The 15,300-nt window shown below is 69.1% G+C and carries 11 protein-coding genes; 7 read left to right on the forward strand and 4 right to left on the reverse strand.

Annotated features, from left to right (window positions below; all coding sequences use genetic code 11):
- Positions 1-177: 177 nt before the first annotated feature.
- The 3 genes from H623_RS19550 (at position 178) to H623_RS0111890 (ending at position 2,585) form a co-directional block, all read left to right on the forward strand.
- Complete coding sequence (locus H623_RS19550; protein ID WP_022901152.1) at positions 178-1,002, forward strand: YcnI family copper-binding membrane protein; 825 nt, start codon at positions 178-180, stop codon at positions 1,000-1,002.
- Positions 1,002-1,664 (forward strand): copper resistance CopC family protein, encoded by a 663-nt coding sequence (locus H623_RS19555; protein WP_022901153.1) that lies wholly within the window; start codon positions 1,002-1,004, stop codon positions 1,662-1,664. The genes H623_RS19550 and H623_RS19555 overlap by 1 nt, the downstream gene beginning before the upstream one ends.
- A 234-nt stretch (positions 1,665-1,898) precedes the next feature.
- Positions 1,899-2,585, forward strand: coding sequence for an SDR family oxidoreductase (locus H623_RS0111890; protein WP_022901154.1), 687 nt, complete (start codon positions 1,899-1,901; stop codon positions 2,583-2,585).
- Positions 2,586-2,604: 19 nt separating this feature from the next.
- Here the strand turns inward: H623_RS0111890 and H623_RS0111895 are convergent, their stop codons facing one another.
- Positions 2,605-2,970 (reverse strand): hypothetical protein, encoded by a 366-nt coding sequence (locus H623_RS0111895; RefSeq protein ID WP_022901155.1) that lies wholly within the window; start codon positions 2,968-2,970, stop codon positions 2,605-2,607.
- 142 nt (positions 2,971-3,112) lie between these two features.
- Between H623_RS0111895 and H623_RS19560 the strand changes: the two genes are divergently transcribed.
- On the forward strand, positions 3,113-5,005 hold the full coding sequence (locus H623_RS19560; RefSeq protein WP_022901156.1) for an MFS transporter: 1,893 nt from the start codon (positions 3,113-3,115) through the stop codon (positions 5,003-5,005).
- Between the two features lie 9 nt (positions 5,006-5,014).
- Positions 5,015-5,587, forward strand: coding sequence for a MarR family winged helix-turn-helix transcriptional regulator (locus H623_RS19565; RefSeq protein WP_022901157.1), 573 nt, complete (start codon positions 5,015-5,017; stop codon positions 5,585-5,587).
- Between the two features lie 255 nt (positions 5,588-5,842).
- Here the strand turns inward: H623_RS19565 and H623_RS0111910 are convergent, their stop codons facing one another.
- Positions 5,843-6,160 (reverse strand): hypothetical protein, encoded by a 318-nt coding sequence (locus H623_RS0111910; protein WP_022901158.1) that lies wholly within the window; start codon positions 6,158-6,160, stop codon positions 5,843-5,845.
- Between the two features lie 382 nt (positions 6,161-6,542).
- A complete protein-coding gene (locus H623_RS0111915) occupies positions 6,543-8,759 on the reverse strand; it encodes a DEAD/DEAH box helicase (RefSeq protein ID WP_022901159.1) in 2,217 nt (738 codons plus the stop codon).
- Between the two features lie 437 nt (positions 8,760-9,196).
- On the opposite strand from H623_RS0111915, the gene H623_RS21130 reads away from it, so the two are divergent.
- Positions 9,197-10,309: an alpha/beta hydrolase gene (locus tag H623_RS21130; RefSeq protein ID WP_022901160.1), complete on the forward strand. Its 1,113-nt coding sequence runs from the start codon at positions 9,197-9,199 to the stop codon at positions 10,307-10,309.
- Here the strand turns inward: H623_RS21130 and H623_RS0111925 are convergent.
- A complete protein-coding gene (locus H623_RS0111925) occupies positions 10,297-13,713 on the reverse strand; it encodes an efflux RND transporter permease subunit (RefSeq protein WP_022901161.1) in 3,417 nt (1,138 codons plus the stop codon). The two genes, H623_RS21130 and H623_RS0111925, sit on opposite strands and share 13 nt — an antisense overlap.
- Positions 13,714-14,001: 288 nt before the next feature.
- On the opposite strand from H623_RS0111925, the gene H623_RS0111930 reads away from it, so the two are divergent.
- A complete protein-coding gene (locus H623_RS0111930; protein ID WP_022901162.1) occupies positions 14,002-15,252 on the forward strand; it encodes an LCP family protein in 1,251 nt (416 codons plus the stop codon).
- Positions 15,253-15,300 lie beyond the last annotated feature (48 nt).

The following is a 15,300-nucleotide window of genomic DNA, read 5'->3' on the forward strand; positions in this document are numbered from 1 at the left end:
CGCGCCGAATACTTCTCACTGCCATGCAGACGTCTGGGGAACAAGACGTCGTGTCGGCGGTGCGATCTTGCGCGCAGGTCGGTCGCGCCCCGCGACCCCAGACCATTGCCGCGCCTCGTCGGGCGCGCCCCCGTGCGCGCACCCGTAGGACGGACGCAAAGCCAGCAGAAAGCATCCATGAAAATCAGAAGATCCCTCGCCGCCGCAGCCGCGAGTGCGGTGGCAGCCGTTGCGCTGTCGATCGCCGCACCGCTCGCGGCCAGCGCACACGTGCGCGTCAACCCCGATCAGGCGACGCCCGGCAGCTACGCCGTGCTCACCTTCCGCGTGCCGACCGAGTCGGCAACCGCGGGAACCGTGAAACTCGAGGTCGACTTCCCGACCGACACGCCCTTCACCTCCGTGTCGTACCAGCCCGTGGCCGGGTGGAGTGCCCAAGTGACGACGAGCACTCTCCCCAAGCCGGTGAAGATCTCCGGCGCGACCGTCACCGAAGCTCCCAGCAAGATCGTCTGGACAGCCGACCCCGGAGTGCAAGTGAAGCCGGGTCAGTTCCAGGAGTTCGCGATCTCCGCGGGCATCGTGCCCGACACCGGGAAGATGCTGATGCCTGCGACCCAGACCTACTCCGACGGCACCGTCGTGAAGTGGGACCAGAAGACGCCCGCGTCGGGCCAGGAGCCGGAGCATCCGGCGCCGACGCTCTACATCAACGACGCCCCGCCGAGTGACGGAACGCCGACGATCGTGAGCAGTTCCGCGGCGCCCGTGGCTTCACCGGCCGCGACGTCGACGGATGCCGCTGCGATCGGCATCGCGATCGGCGGCCTCGTGCTCGGCGCGATCGCGCTCGTGGTGGCCGTGCTCGGATTGGTCCGGCGTCCTCGCAGCGCTGTGACGGGCGCAGGACCCGGCAGCACCGGCGCCGCGCGCTCGAAGCAGCCGGGTGGTGGCTCGAGCGCCGGAGCAGGGACCTCGGGTACCGGAACCGGCGGCGACTGATGCGCCGCCTCACCGGATGGGTTGCGGCCGTCGCCCTCGTGGCGGCCGCGGCCCTCGGCACGTTCGTCGCCGCTCCGGCGAGCGCCCACGACTACCTCGTGGACAGCTCGCCCAAGGCCGGCTCGACGCAGACGACTCCGATCAACAAGGTTCGGCTCACCTTCGACGACGTCGTGCTGGATCTTGCGAAGTCCGGTCCTGGCGCACTGCTTCAGGTGACGGGCCCGAACGGCAAGGCGACGCATTTCGAGACCGGATGTCCCACCATCAGCGGACGCCAGGTCTCGGTTCCGGTGTCGCTCGGTAAGAGCGGAAAGTACCTGGTCACGTGGCAGATCGTCTCTGCCGATGGACACGTGGTCTCGGATTCGATCCAGTTCACCTACGCACCGCCGGCGGGCACGAAAACCTCGGCCGGCGCATCCGCCAGCCCCTGCAAGGGCGCCGGAGCGGCAGCCACGGCTGCACCGACCGCCGGCGCGGGCACAGCGGAGGGCACGGTGAACTCGGGTGCGATCGTCATCGTCGTGGTGATCGCCGCCGGCATCGTGGTGCTGGCGCTGATCGCCGTCGTGGTGATCCTGCTGACCCGGCGGCGCGGCGGAGCGAGCGACCATGCGGACGATGAGGAGGACGAGCCGGTCGACCCGGACGAGGACTGAGCGGCCACGAAGACTGAGCGGCCACGAGGACCGAGCGGCCACGAAGACTGAGCGGCCGCTGACACCGGCCACTGACACGCGGCCTCGGACAGCCACTCGCGCCCAACAGGACATCGGCACGGAGACAGGCCAGAGCGGCCTGTCTCCGTGCGAGGGCGCAGACCGTCATGTCGAGCGTTGACGCGACCGAGCCGCAGGCGCGAGACCGGATCGACGGGAGGCAGACTGGATGCCATGGCCACCCACCTCCTGACCGGCGCGTCCTCCGGGATCGGCGCCGCCCTCGCCCACGCACTGCACGACCGCGGCGACGCGCTCGTGCTGCTGGCGCGGCATGCCGATCGTGCCGCGGAACTCACGGCAGCGTTCCCCGGCGCCACCACGCTGGTCGGCGACCTGGAGCGGCCGGAGACGCTGGAGGCATCCATCGGCGGCAGCCTGCCCGAGCGCCTCGACTCGGTGCTCCACGTCGCGGGAGTCGTCGACCTGGGACCGGTCGCCGATCTGCGGCCGGACGCCTGGCATCGCGCGCTCACGGTGAACCTCGCCGCCCCTGCCGAACTCACTCGGCTCGCGCTGCCGGCCCTGCGGAGTGCGGGAGGGCGCGTCGTGTTCGTGAACTCGGGGGCCGGGCTCGCGGCATCCGCCGACTGGAGCGCGTACGCCGCCAGCAAGTTCGGCCTGCGCGCACTCGCCGACGCGCTCCGGTCCGAGGAACGCAGCGCCGGCGTGCGCGTCACGACCGTGTACCCGGGTCGCACCGCGACGCCGATGCAGAAGCGAGTGCACGAACAGGAAGGCGCCGAATACGACGAGGATGCCTGGATCCGGCCGGAGTCCGTCGTCACCGCGGTGCTCACCGCTCTCGACCTGCCACGCGACGCCGACCTGACCGACCTGCGCGTGCGGCCGGGGCTTTGACGCGCCACGTCCGGAAGGCTCAGTACATCAAGGAGTAGAGCCCGGTCTGTGCGAGTCCGACGAGCACGGCCAGGAGGGCTTGAGCGCCGAGCGCGGTGCCCGCGGCGGCGAATCCCTTCGGCGCGCCCTTGCGCAGCAGAGCGAGAATCCCGATGATCAGGGCGCCGAGCGCCAGCATCGCGACCAGCGCCGTGCCTGTCCACGACACCACCGTGTAGAGACCCGCCGGCGTCACGCGAACGAGGAACGTGAGACCGAACGCCCGCAGAATGTCGAAGGCGACGGTGGCGAGTGCGAAGACGAACGAGACGACCCCGAGCAGGTTCCCCGCCGGAGCCGGGCGCGCGGCGGATGCAGGCGGCGTGGGCGCCGGGTAGTACGACATGAAACGACCCTGGCACATCGGGCAAGGGCGACCGAACGGACTCTCCGTGAGGCAGACATCCGCGGTGCCCGCGCACGGCGCGACTCTTATACTTGCTTTACATCAAGCAACTAATTCGGCTCTGATTCATTCCAGGAGTTCTGTGAGCACCGTCTCCACCCCGCCCACCCGCGCTCTCTTCAGCAAGGAACACCCTCGCTACAAGTGGGTCACGCTCAGCAACACGACGCTCGGCATGCTGATGGCGACCATCAACTCGTCGATCGTCATCATCTCGTTACCGGCGATCTTCAAGGGCATCAAGCTCAATCCGCTCGAGGCGGGCAATGTGAGCTATCTGCTCTGGATGCTGATGGGCTACATGCTCGTGACCGCGGTACTCGTCGTCACCTTCGGGCGTCTCGGCGACATGTTCGGCCGGGTGCGCATCTACAACCTGGGCTTCGTGGTCTTCACCATCGGCTCGATCGCGCTCGCTTTCGATCCGTTCACGAGCGGCGCCGGCGCCATGTGGCTCATCGTCTGGCGCTTCGTGCAGGGCATCGGCGGTGCGATGCTGTTCGCCAACTCGACGGCGATCTTGACGGATGCCTTCCCCGCCAACCGCCGCGGCATGGCACTCGGCATCAACCAGGTGGCCGCCATCGCGGGCAGCTTCATCGGCCTGATCGTGGGCGGGCTTCTCGCCGTCGTCGACTGGCGCGCGGTGTTCTTCGTGAGCGTTCCGATCGGCGTCATCGGCACGATCTGGTCGTACATCTCGCTCAAGGAGGTCGGAACCAGGAACCCCGGCAGACTGGACTGGCCGGGCAACATCACGTTCGCTGTCGGCCTGACCGCCCTTCTCACTGCCATCACCTACGGCATTCAGCCCTACGGCGACAGCTCGACGGGGTGGACCAATCCGTGGGTGATCGGCGGAATCGTGGGCGGCATCCTGCTGCTCGTCGTCTTCACGTTCATCGAACTGAAGTCGAGAGCGCCCATGTTCAACATGCGGCTGTTCAAGATCCGTGCGTTCGCGATGGCGAATCTCGCGGGGCTGCTCGCCTCGGTCGGTCGTGGCGGCCTGCAGTTCATGCTCATCATCTGGCTTCAGGGCATCTGGCTGCCGCTGCACGGCTACGCCTATGCGGATACACCGCTCTGGGCCGGCATCTACATGCTGCCGATCACGATCGGGTTCCTGATCGCGGGACCGCTGTCGGGAACGCTGTCCGACCGGTTCGGAGCCCGCCTCTTCGCCACCGTCGGCCTCGTGATCGTGGCGATCACGTTCGTGCTCCTGCTGCTCATTCCGGTGAACTTCGAGTACTGGCAGTTCGCGATCATCACCGGGCTCTCCGGCATCGGATCCGGCATGTTCGGGGCACCGAACCGCACCGCGATCATGAACAGCGTTCCAGCGAATCAGCGAGGGGCGGCATCCGGCATGGCGGGCACGGTGCAGAATGCCGGCACCTCGCTCTCGATCGGCCTGTTCTTCTCCCTGCTCATTTCGGGCCTGGCTTCGTCCCTGCCGAAGTCGCTCTACGGCGGCCTCACGGCGCACGGCGTATCGAGCACCGTCGCTCATCAGCTCTCCGAGCTGCCGCCGGTGAGCAGTGTGTTCGCCGCTTTCCTCGGCTACAACCCGATCCGGAGCCTGCTGGCGCCGACCGGTGCGCTCGACACACTCTCGAAGTCCAACGTCGACACGCTGACCGGAAAGCACTTCTTCCCGCAACTCATCCAGGATCCGTTCCACGACGGACTCGTGGTCGTGTTCGTGGCCGCCGCGATCATGTCCCTGGTCGGCGCCATCGCGTCGCTCAGCCGCGGAAAGATGTACGTGCACGTCGACACGACCCCGACCGCACTCCACCACAAGCACGGCGGGACAGCCGGCGCGACCCCCCACTCTGCGCCCCGTCCCGTCGCCGTGACGGCAGCCGACGCCCCCTCGGCTGCCGTCACGGGTCCTTCCGAATCCGGCCCAGCAGACCCGACCGCCTCCGCCGGCGTGCCCGACGACCCGGGCCGTACCGCCTCTTAGGATCGACGGATGTCCACCCCGACCCAGCACGCCGGTGACGGTTCCGAGCGCGCCGGCAGCCGTTCCGCCCATGCAGTCGACGGCTCCGAGCTGCGGGCCGAAGGTTCGGCGCCACTCGACGGCGGTTCTGAGCGGTCCGCCTCCGCACCGGCGGAGGGACCGGAACGTGCGGAGACCGCCGCTCGCCTCGCGGTGGCGATCGGACGCATCAACCGGCGTATCCGCCCCCGCGGAGAACTGACCCAGGCGCAACTCTCCGCTCTGTCGAGCATCACCCGGAAGGGCCCGTTGCGGCCGGGCGACCTCGCCCGTATCGAGTCGATCGCCGCGCCGAGCGCGACCCGCGTGGTGGCCGAACTCGAGGCACGCGGCCTGGTGGAACGGCATTCCGACCCGGACGACGGACGTTCTTCGCTCGTGAAGTCCACCGAGGCCGGAGCTGCCGCGGTGCTCACTGCCCGTGCCGAGCGCGCTCAGCGCATCTCGGTGTTGATGGCCGGGCTCGACGATGAGCAGATGGCGGCCGTGACCAGCGCGCTCGATGTGCTGGAGAGCATCTCGGTGTACGTGCCAGGCAGGTAGCTCTGCCGCCACTGCGCCACCGCGCCACTACGCCACCGCACTGCGCCGCCGGGCCACGGCGCTCCAGCGGGCCGACGCGAAAGCAGCAGCGAACGCGCTCCGGCACAGAAAACAGCAGAAGCCGTGCTGTTCTCGACGACATCTGCTGTTTTCACCGAGCGGTTGCACCGCACTCGGCGGTCGGCCGGCACGCTAGCCGCTGAGCGGCTGCGCACCGCACTCGGCGGAGTGCGCCGGCACAAGCCGGCCCTCGGCTCAGCCGCCGCTGCCCGACCTGTTGGCCCCCATGTCGAGCGGACTCGCGGAATCCTCCGACTCGTTCAGACGCTCCTCGACGACCTCGGGGTCGTCGGCATCGCCTTCCAGCCCGTCGATGATGCCGTTCGTCTGATCGAACGGATGCGCCGCATCCTCGGCGAGGGAGCCGAGCCCGGCGTTCCGCTCCTGGTTCTGCGACCCGGAGTCCTGCGTCGGTGCGGAGTTCTGGGCGTTCGCGCTCTGTGAGCGCTCGGGATTATCGGCGGTTCCGTTGACATCCGGACCGCCGTTCTGGGTGTTCGATTCGTCTGTCATGCGCTCACCGTTCCACCCCGGACCACCTTGCGCCAGGGGTTGACCGGCGCGCACGGATGCGTCCGACGGCAGACGGGGGCGTCCAGCAACGGCGGAATGCCGCCCAGCGGCGCCGACCACGCCGCACCGACAGCGCACGCGACACCGACACCGACACCGACAGGACAAAACGCGCTTTCGGGCTGAAGACATGCCGTTTCGGCATGTCTTCAGACGCTTGTCCTGTCGGCGACAGCCGTGCGTCCTGCCCGCGCGAGCGGTCCGCCCTGCCGGCGCGAGCGGTGTCCTGCCGGCGACACCCGTGCGTCCTGCCTACGCGAGCGGTCCGCCCTGCCGACGCGAGCGGTGTCCTGCCGGCGCCGCTGGCGTTCTGGCGGTGCGGCTACTCGGTCGCGGCGAGATCCGCGACCACGAGATCGGTGATCCGTGCGTCGCCCGCGACGACGTCCTCGAACGCCGCCTCGATCTCCGCGCGGCCGAGCAGCTCGGTCATGCGCCGCCGGCGCTGACGCGTGATCAGCGTGACGACCGTGCCCGGCTTGCCGGCCCGGCCGGTGCGGCCGGAGCGGTGCAGATACGTCTTGTACTCGTCGGGGGCGTCGGCCTGCACCACGAGATCGATGTCGTCGACATGGATGCCGCGAGCCGCGACATCCGTCGCCACCAGCACCGAGACGCGCCCGTTCGAGAGCTTGTCGAGGTTGCGCTGGCGTCGCGACTGGCTGAGGTCGCCGTGCAGCGAGACGGCGGGGATGCCCGCTTCATCCAGCTGGTCGGCGAGCTGCTCGGCGAACGCCCGGGTGCGGGCGAACACCAGCGTCTTGCCGTCGCGATCGGCGAGCTGCTCGACGATCGCGCTCTTCTCGCGGTGCTCGATCACGAACACGCGGTGATCGATGGTGCCGGACGCCTGGTCCTCACCGGCGACCTCGTGCACCGAGGGGTCGACGAGGAACTCGTCGACGAGATTCGCCACGCCCGAGTCGAGTGTGGCCGAGAACAGCAGCTTCTGGCCGCCCTCGCTGGTGCGACGGATGATCCGCTGCACCGGCTCGAGGAATCCCAGGTCGCACATGTGGTCGGCCTCGTCGAGCACCGTGATGACGACCTCGCTGAGGTCGAGATGGCCCTGCTCGATGAGGTCTTCGATGCGGCCGGGCGTGCCGATCACGATGTCGACACCGCGACGCAGCGCGCCCACCTGGCGCGCCTGCGGCACGCCGCCGTAGATCTGCGTGGTGAACAGTCCGACGCTGCGCGCGATCGGCTGCACGGTGCGGTCGATCTGCAGCGCGAGCTCGCGCGTGGGCGCCATGATGAGGGCACGGGGCGAGCGACCCATGGTGCGCTTGCCGCTCGCGCGGCCCGAGGAGGCCCACAGCTTCATGAGTCGCTCGACGAGCGGCGCACCGAAGGCGATGGTCTTGCCGCTGCCGGTGCGACCACGGCCGAGAACGTCGCGGCCGGCGAGCACGTCGGGGATGGTCGCGGCCTGAATGGGGAACGGCGAGGAGGCGCCGAGGTCGGCGAGGGTACTGACGATGTTGCCGCCGAGGCCGAGGTCACCGAAGCTCACGCCCTCCACATCGGACGCCTGGATCGCATCCGCCTGCAGGCGCTCGAGCACCACGTCGTCGTGCGACGCGTGTCCGGCGTGCCGCTCGTCGCGCTTCGGGTAGAAGTCGGAGTCACGACGCTCGCGCGGAGCGTCGGAGCGGCGATCCTCGAAGCTGCGCCGGGGACGATCGTCACTGCGACGGGGACGATCGTCGTCGAACCGGCGGCGAGGGCGGTCGTCGAAGGTGCGACGCGGGCGATCCTGGTCGAAGTCACGCCGCGGACGATCGCGATCGAAGTCACGGCGCGGGCGGTCGTCACCGGAATGACGGCGCGGACGGTCGTCCGGGAAACGGCGGTCGTCGCGACGAGAATCCCTGTCGTCGAACCGGCGGCGGGGGCGCTCATCGCCGAAGTCGCGGCGCTGGCGGTCATCGCCGAAGCGACGCGCGGGGCGGTCTTCGGCGGAACGTCGACGCTCGTTCCCGTCGTCGAAGCGGCGCGCGGGGCGCTCCGAGTCGTACCGGCGCTGCGGGCGGTCGTCGCGGAAGTCGCGACGCTGTCCGCGGTCCTCGCGGAACTGACGGCGAGGAGCACGGTCATCGCCGAAATCGCGACGCGGACGGTCGCGGTCGTCACGCGACGGACGGCGGTCGTCACGGCCGCGGTACTCGTCACGGCCGCGGTAGCCCTCACGGCCGCCGTGACCGTCACGGTTCGCATCGTCACGACGCGGGCGCTCGCTGCGCTGGCCACCGCGCTCGGCGTCGCCGAACGAACGGGCGCTCGACTGCTCCGCGTACCGCTGCTCGCCGCGCGGCCGCGCCGGCGCATGGCCGCGGGCGGCGCGTTCGTCAGCCGTCCAGCGGCGCTTCTTGGGGGCATCCGTCTCGTCCGCCGGGCGGTATCCGCGATGGCCGGCACTGCGGCTGCCCGGCTTCGCGGAACCGCCGAACGGCGAGCGGCCGCCGGACTTCTTGGCGCGGCTCGGGTCGAAGTTGCGGGCCGGACGTCCGCCGGCGGGCTTCTTGTTCTTGGGCATGGCTCTACTTCTGGGTTGTTCTTGAGTGTGCATGGCAGAACTCGCGACAGGTCGTCGCGTCCTTGCAGATCCTCGGCTGAGCGGCGCGAAGCGCCGGCAACCATCAGGGCCGTTCACATACAGTGGTCATCCGCCGCGGCGTCCATCGACGCAAATGGTGCACTCGCACCGGCGGTACCGGCCCGCAGGACTTACAAACCCATCCGTGCGACATGCACGGTGTCCAGAGCCGACCGAACAACTCTAGCGGACGCCGCCTGGCAGAGCACTGAGCCGGGCACGAACAGCCGGCGCACGAATCGCAAGACGAGAACGCTTCGCTCCTCTGAGCGTGTTCGCAGCGCGGCGCATCGCTCGTGAGCCGTGTCACTCGGTCGGCGGAGCATCGTGGCCTACGCTGAGACCGACTTTTCCACCCGTACGAGAATCCACTGCCAGTGAACACGCTTCCCTCGGCGGGCGACCGCCCGCCTCGGCGCCGCCTGCGCGCCCTCGTCTACGCCGCATCCGCAACGGTGCTCGTCGGCGCCCTCGTCACGGTCGCCGCGATCGGCGCGACCGTGAACGGCGCAGCTCTGCGAACCGCGGCAGCCACTGCCCGGCCGCTCGCACCGGCCGCTGGCACGAGCGGTGCTGGGGCCGAAGCAGCGGCCGGAGTGGCGGCCCGCAATGCCACGACGGCAGACGGCCCTGAAACCGTGTCCAAGGCGAAGGATGCCGCGGGCCTGCGCGGCGGTCTGCGCACGTTCGTCGCGCCCCGTGGCATCCGCACCACGTCTGACGTGACCTATGCCACCGCCGCGGACGGCAGCCTGCTCGACCTCGACGTGTGCTCGGCCACCTCGAGCGACGATCACCGGCCCGCGCTGCTGCTCATCCACGGCGGCGGGTGGCACGGCGGGGACAAGGCGAGCGTCGACTATCACGCGGTCTGCCAATGGCTGGCATCCGAAGGCTTCGTGACCTTCTCCGCGGACTACACGCTCGGAGCCGCCGGTCGGTACCCCGTCGCGCCCCGCGAACTGACGGCCGCGATCACGTGGATGCGCCGGGCCGCGACAGTGCAGCGCTTCGGCATCGACCCCACGCGCATCGGCGTCGTCGGCGGCTCGGCCGGCGGCAGCCTCGCGTCGCTGTTGGCCACGCGCGGCACCGGCCCGACCGATCGGGGCACGCGCGTCGCCGCCCTCGTCGACCTGTCGGGTCCGGTCGATCTGACGGCACGCGGCCAGTCCCTCGGACAGCCGAGCACAGGCATCCAGGCGGACGTGCTCGGCTATCTCGGATGCGCGACGTTCACCGGCTGCGCGCCCGCCGCCGAGGCGTCAGCGATCACGCACGTCGATGCGAGCGACCCGCCGGCCTTCATCCAGGGCTCGCAGTTCGACTTCGTGCCGCACGAGCAGGGCACGGCCTTCGCGGCCGCGCTCACGCGCGCGGGTGTGCCCACGGTGCTGCGGGTGGTTCCGGGCAGCGCACACTCGATCGCACAACTGGATGCCTCCACTCGCGCCGCGGTCGCCGCGTTCCTGCATCGCTACCTCGGCTGAGCGGCCGCGGGCGCGGAACCGTCGGCGACGGGTGCGCGGGGCGCGCTCGGGCCTCCATCACCACCGGCATCCGGCGTGCCTGCGGAGCCGCCGCCTCGCTTCGCCGCCTTGCGCGCACGGCGTCGCTCGCGGGCACCCTCCACGAGGTTGTACAGCGTCGGCAGCACCACGAGGGTGAGCAAGGTCGACGAGACCAGGCCGCCGATCACCACGATCGCGAGCGGCTGCGAGATGAACCCGCCGTGGCCGGTGAGCCCGATGGCCATCGGCAGCAGCGCGAAGATGGTGGCGAGGGCCGTCATCAGGATGGGCCGCAGACGGCGTGAGGCACCGTGGCGCACGGCTTCCGGAACGGTCAGCCCTCTGCGCCGGTACTGGTTCACGAGGTCGACGAGCACGATCGCGTTCGTCACCACGATGCCGATCAGCATGAGCACACCGATCAGCGAGGCGACGCCGAGTGGGATGCCCGAGAGGATCTGCAACGCGATCGCGCCGGTGGCCGCGAACGGGATCGAGACGAGCAGCAGGAGCGGTTGGCGCAGCGACTTGAACGTGGCCACCATGACGACGTAGACGATCAGGATCGCCGCCAACAACGCCAGCCCGAGCTGCGAGAACGCGCTCGACTGGTTGGCGGTGACGCCGCCGATGGTCGCCGACGCGCCCTCGGGCAGGTGGGCCGCATCGAGAGCCTCGGTGACCTGGGCGTTCGCGGTGGTGAGGTCATCGGTGTTGGGCGCCGCCGTCACGGTCGCGCTGCGGAGGCCGCGCTGCGTCGTCACGGAGGCCGGACCGTTCTTCTGCGACACGTCGGCGAGCGCGCTCAGCGGCTGGGGACCCTTCGCCGTCACGATCTGCAGCTGCTTCAGCGCAGAAAGGCTCATCGGCTGATCGGCGTCGGCGAGGTAGATCTTCAGCGTGTTGTCCTTGATGGCGACCGTGCCGACCTGGGTCGGCTGCATCGCCTGGGAGACCTGGCTGCCGACGGCGACCTCGCTCAGCCCGTACTGCGCTGCCGTCTCGCGGTTCACGTCCACGGCGATGTAGGGCAGCGACGCGCTCAGGTTGCTCGTGACCTCGCCCATGGCGCTCAGCTTCGACACCTTCTTCACGATCGTGTCGGATGCCTTCTGCAGCTCCTCCTGGGTCGATGCGGTGACGTCGATCTCGATGTCGTTCGAGAATCCGAACCCGGAGCCGGCCGACACCGTGATCGTGCCCTCGCCCGTGATCTTCTTCATCTGCTTCTGGACTGTCGCCTGCAGGGCGTCCTGGTCGGCATCCGCATCGGTCGTGATCGAGAACGTTGCGCCGCTGCCGCCTCCCGTAAAGGCGTCTTGCAATGCGCTGCCGCTCGACCCGACGGAGAGCTGCACGGTCTTGATGCCGTCGATGGCGAGCAGTTTCTTCTCCACGACGCGCGCGGAGTCGTCCTCGGCCTGCAGGCTCGTGCCCGGGTCGAACGTCTGCGAGACCGTCAGCGTGTTCTGGCCCGTCGAGCCGAGGAAGTTCGTCTTCATCAGGGGGGTCAGCGCGAGCGTGCCGCCGAGCACGAGCACGGCGGCGATGATCGTCACGGCCGAGTGCTTGAGCGTCCAGTTGATGATGGGCAGGTAGCCCTTCTGCAGGCGAGACGGATGCTCGAGCTCGTCGTGTCCGCTCGCGATCGCCTCACCGATCGACATGTGACTCGCCGCGTCTTCGGCGAGCTCGTCGGCCGTCTCCCGCGCGCGCGCCTTCTCGACGGCCTTCGCCTTCGGCGGCCGCAGGAACCAGTACGCGAGCACGGGAACGATGGTGAGCGCCACGAGCAGCGATGACAGCAGCGCGATGGTCACGGTGACCGCGAACGGTCGGAACAGCTCACCGGTCACATCGCCGACGAACGCGATCGGCAGGAACACCGCGACCGTGGTGATCGTGGAAGCCGTGATGGCGCCGGCGACCTCGCGCACGGCATCCACGATGGTCTTCGCCCGGTCCACGCCGGCCACCAGATGCCGCTTGATGTTCTCGATGACCACGATCGAGTCGTCGACGACACGGCCGATGGCGATCGTGAGACCGCCGAGCGTGATGATGTTGAGCGTGTAGTCGCTCGCCCACATGCCGATGAACGTGATGAGCACCGACGTCGGGATGGAGATGGCCGTCACCAGCGTCGACCGGATCGACAGCAGGAAGATCAGGATCACGATCACCGCGAAGAGCAGGCCGAGCAGGCCCTCTTCGGTGAGCGAGTCGATCGACTGCGTGATGAACGGCGCCTGATCGAACACCACCGTGAACTTCGCGCCGTGGCCGAGCTTGTCCTGCAGGTCGGGCACGAGCTTGTTGACCGCGTTCGACACCTCGACGGTGTTCGCGCTGGGCAGTTTCGTGATGGCGATGGTGAGCGCCGGCTTGCCGTTCACGCGCGAGACCGAGGTGGTCGGGTCATCCGTGAGCTCGACGGATGCCACGTCGCCGATCGTGCTCATGGCCGCCGCAGCGGATGCCTGGGGCTGCGTCGCGCTCTCGGCTCCCGACGGCTGCTCCCCCGTGGCGCCCGCCGCTCCCGATCCTGCCGCTGCTGCTTCACCCGACGACGCGGCGCTCGACGACGCGGCCGCGCCGGCCGACGACACCGACGAGCCGGCCGACGCCGCCGAGCTCGCACCGGAAGGCACGAGCGGGAGGGCCGCGATCTCGTGCACCGATGTGATCGTCGATCCGGACTGCACCGTCAGCGTCTTATCGTTCTCGGTGATGGACCCGCCGGGGAGCAGCACGCCGTTCTGGCTCAGGGCATCCTTGATCGACTGCGCGCTCGCGCCCGCGGCCGCCAGCTTCGCGGTGTCGGGCGTGATCGTCACGCGCTGACCCACCTCGCCGATCAGCTGGGCATCGTTGACACCGTCGACCTTCTTGATGTCGGGCAGCACGAGGCGCGTCACGTCGTCGCCGAGTTGTTTGCCGCTCTCGTCGCTCGTGACCGCCAGCTGCAGCACCGGCAGGTCGGAGATGCTGCCGCTCAGCACCTGGGGATCAAGGCCGTCGGGGAGGGTCGACTTGATGCGGTTGATCGCCTGATCGAGCTTCTGCTCCGCCGTGGCGAGGTTGGTGCCGTAGGTGAACTTGGCCGTCACGAGCGACTGATTCGTGTTGCTCACCGCGGAAGTGCTGTCGAGATCGGGCACGCTCTGGATGGCGGCCTCGATGGGCGTGCTCACGTCGTTGTTCACGACCTCGGGCGAAGCGCCGGGGTAGCTCGTGACGATCGCCAGTTGCGGGAACTCGATCGATGGCGCGAGCTCCTGCTTGAGGTTGCTCAACGCGATGCCGCCGAACACGGCGATCACAATGGTGACGAGCGCGATGAGAGCACGGTTCTTCATGCTCAGAACGGCGAGAGCGTGCACGCGTTATTCCTTCGGGCGTCGCGAGGTGCTTGACGGCGACAACCGGCGCACGTCCGCCTGCCGAACCGTCGCGATTATCGCACCCGGCCCTGGGCCGACCGCCCAGGTCCGTCACAGCTCGGCGTCCGCAGTCACTCGGTTCCGCCGTGGCCGCACGGGCATCCGGTAGCCTGCGAAACGGATCTCACCGTGCGAGACCGAGCACTCGTCGTCCGCGCGGCGAGGATGTCCGTGCCCGGCCGGCCCGTGCGGCTCGCCTCGGTTCGGTTCGGGCGGAGAGGGGCCCACGTGACGAAGCACCACAGGCGTCGTGGCATCGCGCGCCACGGGCGGCTGCGCCGGCATCCGTGGCGCACCGTCGGAAAGGTGATCGCGTGCATCGCCGCCGTTGGCGTGTTCAGCACCGTCGGCATCGTCGGCGTCGCCGCCGCGAACCTGGTCAGCGATGCGCCGCCGACGGTGCACCTGGTCGGTCAGACGTCCGGCCCGATCCCCGAGGTCGGCGCGCTCAAGGGCGGCATGAACATCCTGATCGCCGCAACCGACAGCAGAACCGGCGAGGGAACGACGTACGGCACCACGGAGGACAGCTCCGGCATCGGGCTCAACGACGTCACGATGCTGCTGCACCTCTCTCAGGACCACACGCACGCCGAGGTCATCAGCTTTCCGCGCGACCTGATGATCGACTTCCCGAAGTGCCCGGACGGCGACGGCGGCTGGAACGGCGCCGAGTACTACGTGCCGCTGAACACCTCGCTCGTCGACGGAGGCCTGCCGTGCACGGTTCTGGTGATCGAGCAGCTGACCGGCATAGACATCCAGGCAGCCGGCCTCATCAAGTTCAACGGCGTCGTCGCTCTCTCGAACGCCGTAGGCGGAGTGCCGGTGTGCGTCGGAGGGGATGGCATCGACGACCCCGACACCGATCTCGAGCTTCCCCCGGGCGAGCACACGCTCATGGGCCTGCAGGCCGCACAGTTCCTGCGTACTCGGCACGGCCTGCAGGGTGGGGGCGACTTGTCGCGCATCAGCAACACGCAGGTTTTCCTCTCCTCGCTCGTGCGCACCATCATGAGCGCGGGAACGCTGTCGAACCCGGTGAAGGTGTGGGGCATCGCAAAAGCGGCGGAACAGAACATCACGTTCTCCGACAACCTGAAGAACCTGACGACCCTCTACCAGCTGGCGATGGCGGTCAAAGGACTGAGCTTCGACGACATCACGTTCGTGCAATACCCCGTGTTCGACGACCCGGAGAACAACAACCGAGTGATCCCCGACGAGGACTCCGCGAAGACGCTCACCGACGCGATCATCGCAGACCAGCCGATCACCGTCACGGCAGGCACAGGGCAGGGCTCGATCGACGCCGACGGCGGATCGACTGGGACCGCATCGCCCCCGGCTCCCGCCAGCAGCGCGAGCGCCGGAACGTCATCGGCCGCGCCGTCGTCGACCTCCACGCCCGCCGCGCTCAGCGACAACGTCTTCGGCCAGACCGCCGCCACCAAGACCTGCTCGAACGGCGCGGGCTGAGCCGTTGCGCACCGGCGTCGCACAGACCCGTCGGCAGCGAGCTCGACT

Origin of the sequence: Humibacter albus DSM 18994, assembly GCF_000421825.1 — a bacterium.
GTDB classification, from domain to species: domain Bacteria; phylum Actinomycetota; class Actinomycetes; order Actinomycetales; family Microbacteriaceae; genus Humibacter; species Humibacter albus.